The organism is Caldisericaceae bacterium (assembly GCA_036574215.1).
Classification (GTDB): Bacteria; Caldisericota; Caldisericia; order Caldisericales; family Caldisericaceae; genus Caldisericum.
In genome coordinates this window covers 1-4,769 of record JAINCR010000084.1, presented here as the reverse complement: position 1 = coordinate 4,769, position 4,769 = coordinate 1, and the positions used below count along the sequence as shown (strand labels likewise).

The following is a 4,769-nucleotide window of genomic DNA, read 5'->3' as shown; positions in this document are numbered from 1 at the left end:
GAACACTTGAAGTGACTCAGGATGGTACTGAAATTAGAAAATTAGAAGGAGAGAAAAGGATTTATTCTGAAGAATAGGAGGCAAAAATATGGTTACAAAAGAAGAAATTTTAAATGAATTAAGGAATGTTTATGACCCTGAAATTCCTATAAACATTGTTGATTTAGGCTTAATTTATAAACTGGAGATTGACGAAGAAAATGGTATAGTTAAGGTATTAATGACTTTAACTGCTCCGGGATGCCCTATGGGTAATTATATTCTAAATGATGTTGAGATGATTCTGAAATCATTAGAGGGCGTTAAGGATGTTCAAATTGAATTAACTTACGACCCACCGTGGAATCCAGACATGATGAGCGATGAAGCAAAAAAGGAGTTGGGATACTCATGATTTATTTTGATAATGCCTCCTCAACCAAAACTGATGATTTAGTTATAGAAGAGATGGTTGAGTTTGCCAAAAATTATTATGCAATTCCGAGTTCAATTTTTTCTCATACATTAGGGATAACAGTTGCTGATAAAATTGAAGAAGCAAGGTCATATATTGGAACTTACCTTGGGGGTAAATCGAATGAGATAATTTTTACAGCCTCAGGAACTGAAGCAAACAATCTTGCTATTAAAGGCTTTGCCTATGCAAATAGAAAGAAGGGCAACCACTTAATTACTTCAACAATTGAGCATATATCAGTTCTTGAAAGTTTTAAGCGTCTTAAAGAAGAAGGTTTTGAGATAACTTACGTTCCTGTAGATAATACTGGCAAGATTGATTTAGATTTTTTACGTGAAGCGATTAGAGATTCTACAATTCTTGTTTCTATTCAACTTGCTAATCAAGAAGTGGGGACTTTACAGGACATAAAAAAAATTGCTGACATTGTAAAAGAAAAAGGAAAAATATTACATGTTGATGCATCAATCGCTGTGCCATATGTAAAGGTTGACCTTTCTCAAACACCCATTGATTTATTAACGATTTCGCCTCATAAATTTTATGGGCCAAAAGGAATAGGAATTCTTTATAAAAGAGAAGATGTAAAACTTTCGAAACTCATCGATGGTGGATACAATGAATTTAATCTAAGAGGAGGGCATGAAAACACATGGGCTATTATTGGAACAAGAAAGGCGTTTGAGGTTTTCAAAGATACGGATGTAGAAAGAATAAAACAACTTAAACATTATCTTATAGAGCGTATTGAATCAGATATCCCGGATGTAACGTTAAATGGCAATAGGCTTGATTCTTTACCTCATATAGTGAATTTTACATTTAAGTTCATCGAAGGAGAATCGATATCCTTAAGGTTAGATTTTGAAGGAATTGCAGTTACAACTGGCTCAGCTTGTTATAGCAAGAATTTACAAGCAAGCCATGTATTACTTGCAATGGGAAAAACTCACGAGGACGCTCATGGTTCAATAAGATTTTCTCTATCTAAATATAATACTAAAGAGGAAATTGATTTTACTATTGAAAAATTAAAAGAAATAGTTAGTGATCTAAGAAGAATAAGTCCGCTTTTAGGAGGTGCTTAATATGCCAATTCCTTATACAAAAGTTGTAATAGAACATTTCAAAAATCCACACAACGTAGGGGTAATTGAAGACGCAGATGTAAAGGTAACCGAAGGCAGTCCAGCCTGTGGTGATATGATTACTCTCTACCTAAAAATAGACCCAAAAACAAATAGAGTTGTTGATGTTAAGTTTCAATCTTATGGATGTGCTTCCAATATTGCAACTGCTTCAATTATAACCGACCTTGTAAAAGGGAAAACTTTAGAGGAAGCAAAAAAAATCACCTGGAAAGATGCAGCAGAAGCTTTAGGTGGTTTGCCTTCTATTAAAGTGCATTGCTCTGTTTTGGCAGCAGATGCTCTACATTCTGCAGTTGAACTTTACTACGAAAAAAACGGTCTTTTAAAGGAAAAAACTCCAACAACACTTGAGAAGGTTTTTGAGAGACTATCCCATGTGATAAACCCAGAAACAGGTATTGACATCGTTAAATCCAAGTTAATTGATTCTATATCAATAGATAACGGATCCATTACAATTATTTTAAACTTAAACGAGAATTCCCAATTTTCAGAGAACATTAAAGAGGAAATTAAAGAAAGGTTACAGTATCTATGGGATATTTCCGAAGTAAAAATAATTTTTAATAATTGAGTAACTAATATGACTGTAAAAGTTAAATTATACGGTGATTATTTAAAATATGGCCCAGAAGAGGTATACGTTGACTTAAACGAAGGTGCAACTGTTGAGGATTTACTTAACAGATTTTCCATTGTTGAGAGAAACTACATCATCATCCTTGTAAATCTTAAGAGAGCTTGGTTTGATGAAAGATTAAGTGACGGTGATGTTGTAAGTGTTTTTTCACCAGTAGGAGGTGGTTAAAATGGTGCAAGACCCTGTTTGTAAGATGATTTTAGAAAAGGAAGAAGCAACTGATACCTTTGAGCACAACGGAGTTACATATTATTTTTGCTCAAAAGAGTGTCTTGAAAAGTTTTTAAAAAGTCCTGAGAAATTTATTGTAAAACAAAATAAACCTGAAAATTCAGGGTGTTAAATGTTTACAAGAGAAGAATTAGAGCAGTACGATAGACATATAAGAATTGATAAAATTGGTCTTGATGGACAAGAAAAGTTAAAAAAATCAAATGTACTAGTTGTTGGTGCAGGTGGTTTGGGTAGTTTTATTCTATTACATTTGGCAGCTATAGGAGTAGGCAGGATTGGCATAGTCGATGGTGATATTGTTAGTCGATCAAATCTAAACAGGCAAATTCTTTATAACACTGAGGATTTAGGAAAGGAAAAAGTTATCCTTGCAAAGGAAAAGCTTTCAAAACTGAACCCATACATAAAATTTGAAACTTTTAATACCTGGCTCACTGATTCAGAAATTGCAGAAATTATTTTTTCAAAATTTGATTCTATCATTGATGCAACAGATAATTTTGAAACAAGATATCTTATCAATAAGACAGCAGTAAAGCTAAACAAACCTCTTTTTATTGGCGCTGTAGGAAGATTTGTTGGGCAAGTCTTTGTTGTTTTACCACATAAAACCGCATGCCTTAACTGTGTTTTTCCAGAAAAAGAAAAAGAAATTTTACTATCAATTACAGAAAACAATCGAAATCAAGGTATTTTAAGCACTACCGTTGGAATAACAGGCACAATTGTTGCAAATGAATTTATAAAGTTCACTCTTGGCATAGGAGAATTACTTACAAACAAACTCTTTTTATTTGATGGGCTAAGTAATGAATTTTCAATAATAAATTTAGAAAAAGACCCAAATTGCAAGGTTTGTGGTATAATATAGTAGTTTAAAATATTTCTAAAAGGAGGCTGCTATGAGACAAATGACTGAAAAGAGTTTAAGAGAAGCTTTTGCGGGTGAATCTCAAGCACACATGAAGTATCTTGTTTTTGCAGAGCAAGCTGAAAAAGAAGGTTTGCACGATGTAGCAAGACTTTTTAGGGCAATCGCTTATGCGGAACAGGTCCACGCAACCAATCATTTCAAGGCTTTAATGGAGCTTAAAGAAACTTCTCATAATTTGGAAAGCGCTTGGGGTGGAGAGAATTTCGAGATTGAGGAGATGTATCCTGCTTACAATGCAATTGCAACTTTACAAGATGAAAAAGAAGCAATGAGGTCTATTCATTTTGCACTTTCAGCTGAGAAGATTCACAGGGAACTCTATGCAACTACAAAGGAAAAAGTTGACAAAGGCGAAGAGGTGAAATTTGATAAAATTTCTATTTGTCCAGTATGCGGGTATACAGTTATTGGTGAGGCTCCAGATAAGTGCCCGATCTGTGGAGCACCAAAAAGTTCATTTAAAGAATTTTAAAGGAGGTTAAAATGAAAAAATACAAATGCATTGTTTGTGGTTACATTTACGACCCAGAAATGGGCGATGATACGCAGGATATTAAACCTGGCACACCGTTTGAGGATTTACCAGAAGACTGGACTTGCCCTGTATGTGGCGCAACGAAGGATCAGTTTGAGGAGATATAGCCTATGAATAATGTCTTTGAAGTTTTAAAAAGTGCTATGGAAGTTGAGCTAAACGGCATTAATCTTTATACTTCTGCATCCAAGAATACTGATGATCCCCAAGCAAAAAACGTATTCAATTTCCTTGCTGAAGAAGAGAAGAAGCACTTTACTTATCTTAAAGACCTTTACAAGGCATTAGAAGAAAAAGGTGAATATGAAGTAAAAATTTCAAAACCTACCCAATCTTTTAAGAGAATATTCTCTGAAGAATTTCTCAACAATTTAAAAGGAAAGAACTTTGAATTTTCTGCAATTTCAACCGGTATGATTCTTGAAAGGGATTCAATTTTGTTTTACAAAGAACAAGCAGAAAAATCTGAAAACCCCAAGATTAAGTATCTTTTCGAAGAATTGATGAAATGGGAACAAGAACATTTAGAAATGCTAACAAAAGAATATAACGATCTTAAAGAAAAGTTTTGGGAAGTTAACGATTTCTTTCCATTTTAGGAGATAGTATATGGGTAAAGTTTACGCAATTATTGGCCTTGGCGTTACAGGAGTTACTGCAGCAAAAATAATTAGAGAACTTGATCCTACAGGTGAGATACATATCTTTTCAGAGGAGACGACTCTTTACTATCCGAGACCAAAGTTATTTGAAGTTATTAGAGAAGAAGTGAAAGCACGTGACTTATATTTCTATGATTCGATATGGTGTGAAGAAAG

General features: G+C 33.9%; 10 protein-coding genes. All 10 read left to right on the top strand.

What is annotated here, in order from left to right; all coding sequences use genetic code 11:
* Nucleotides 1–88: 88 nt before the first annotated feature.
* On the top strand, nt 89–394 hold the full coding sequence (locus tag K6343_05300) for a metal-sulfur cluster assembly factor (protein MEF3245378.1): 306 nt from the start codon (nt 89–91) through the stop codon (nt 392–394).
* On the top strand, nt 391–1,545 hold the full coding sequence (locus tag K6343_05295; protein MEF3245377.1) for a cysteine desulfurase: 1,155 nt from the start codon (nt 391–393) through the stop codon (nt 1,543–1,545). The genes K6343_05300 and K6343_05295 overlap by 4 nt, the downstream gene beginning before the upstream one ends.
* Before the next feature lies 1 nt (nt 1,546).
* Nucleotides 1,547–2,182 carry an iron-sulfur cluster assembly scaffold protein gene (locus tag K6343_05290; protein MEF3245376.1) on the top strand — a complete coding sequence of 212 codons (636 nt, stop codon included), beginning with the start codon at nt 1,547–1,549 and terminating at the stop codon, nt 2,180–2,182.
* A 9-nt stretch (nt 2,183–2,191) separates the two neighbouring features.
* On the top strand, nt 2,192–2,416 hold the full coding sequence (locus tag K6343_05285; protein MEF3245375.1) for a MoaD/ThiS family protein: 225 nt from the start codon (nt 2,192–2,194) through the stop codon (nt 2,414–2,416).
* Nucleotide 2,417: 1 nt separating this feature from the next.
* A complete protein-coding gene (locus K6343_05280; protein MEF3245374.1) occupies nt 2,418–2,591 on the top strand; it encodes a YHS domain-containing protein in 174 nt (57 codons plus the stop codon).
* Entirely contained in the window at nt 2,592–3,353 is a 762-nt protein-coding gene (locus tag K6343_05275; protein MEF3245373.1) for a HesA/MoeB/ThiF family protein, read from the top strand.
* Between the two features lie 31 nt (nt 3,354–3,384).
* On the top strand, nt 3,385–3,888 hold the full coding sequence (locus tag K6343_05270) for a rubrerythrin family protein (GenBank protein MEF3245372.1): 504 nt from the start codon (nt 3,385–3,387) through the stop codon (nt 3,886–3,888).
* A gap of 11 nt (nt 3,889–3,899) precedes the next feature.
* Complete coding sequence (locus tag K6343_05265; protein ID MEF3245371.1) at nt 3,900–4,058, top strand: rubredoxin; 159 nt, start codon at nt 3,900–3,902, stop codon at nt 4,056–4,058.
* Nucleotides 4,059–4,061: 3 nt separating this feature from the next.
* Nucleotides 4,062–4,550 (top strand): ferritin family protein, encoded by a 489-nt coding sequence (locus K6343_05260; protein ID MEF3245370.1) that lies wholly within the window; start codon nt 4,062–4,064, stop codon nt 4,548–4,550.
* Nucleotides 4,551–4,560: 10 nt separating this feature from the next.
* Nucleotides 4,561–4,769: NAD(P)/FAD-dependent oxidoreductase (locus K6343_05255; GenBank protein MEF3245369.1), on the top strand; the 209-nt coding region annotated here is incomplete at its 3' end.

Bases quoted from the DNA above. Each gene is read 5' to 3' on its own strand.
- K6343_05300 (MEF3245378.1), top strand. From the start codon at position 89: ATGGTTACAAAAGAAGAAATTTTAAATGAATTAAGGAATGTTTATGAC.
- K6343_05295 (MEF3245377.1), top strand. From the start codon at position 391: ATGATTTATTTTGATAATGCCTCCTCAACCAAAACTGATGATTTAGTT.
- K6343_05290 (MEF3245376.1), top strand. From the start codon at position 1,547: ATGCCAATTCCTTATACAAAAGTTGTAATAGAACATTTCAAAAATCCA.
- K6343_05285 (MEF3245375.1), top strand. From the start codon at position 2,192: ATGACTGTAAAAGTTAAATTATACGGTGATTATTTAAAATATGGCCCA.
- K6343_05280 (MEF3245374.1), top strand. From the start codon at position 2,418: ATGGTGCAAGACCCTGTTTGTAAGATGATTTTAGAAAAGGAAGAAGCA.
- K6343_05275 (MEF3245373.1), top strand. From the start codon at position 2,592: ATGTTTACAAGAGAAGAATTAGAGCAGTACGATAGACATATAAGAATT.
- K6343_05270 (MEF3245372.1), top strand. From the start codon at position 3,385: ATGAGACAAATGACTGAAAAGAGTTTAAGAGAAGCTTTTGCGGGTGAA.
- K6343_05265 (MEF3245371.1), top strand. From the start codon at position 3,900: ATGAAAAAATACAAATGCATTGTTTGTGGTTACATTTACGACCCAGAA.
- K6343_05260 (MEF3245370.1), top strand. From the start codon at position 4,062: ATGAATAATGTCTTTGAAGTTTTAAAAAGTGCTATGGAAGTTGAGCTA.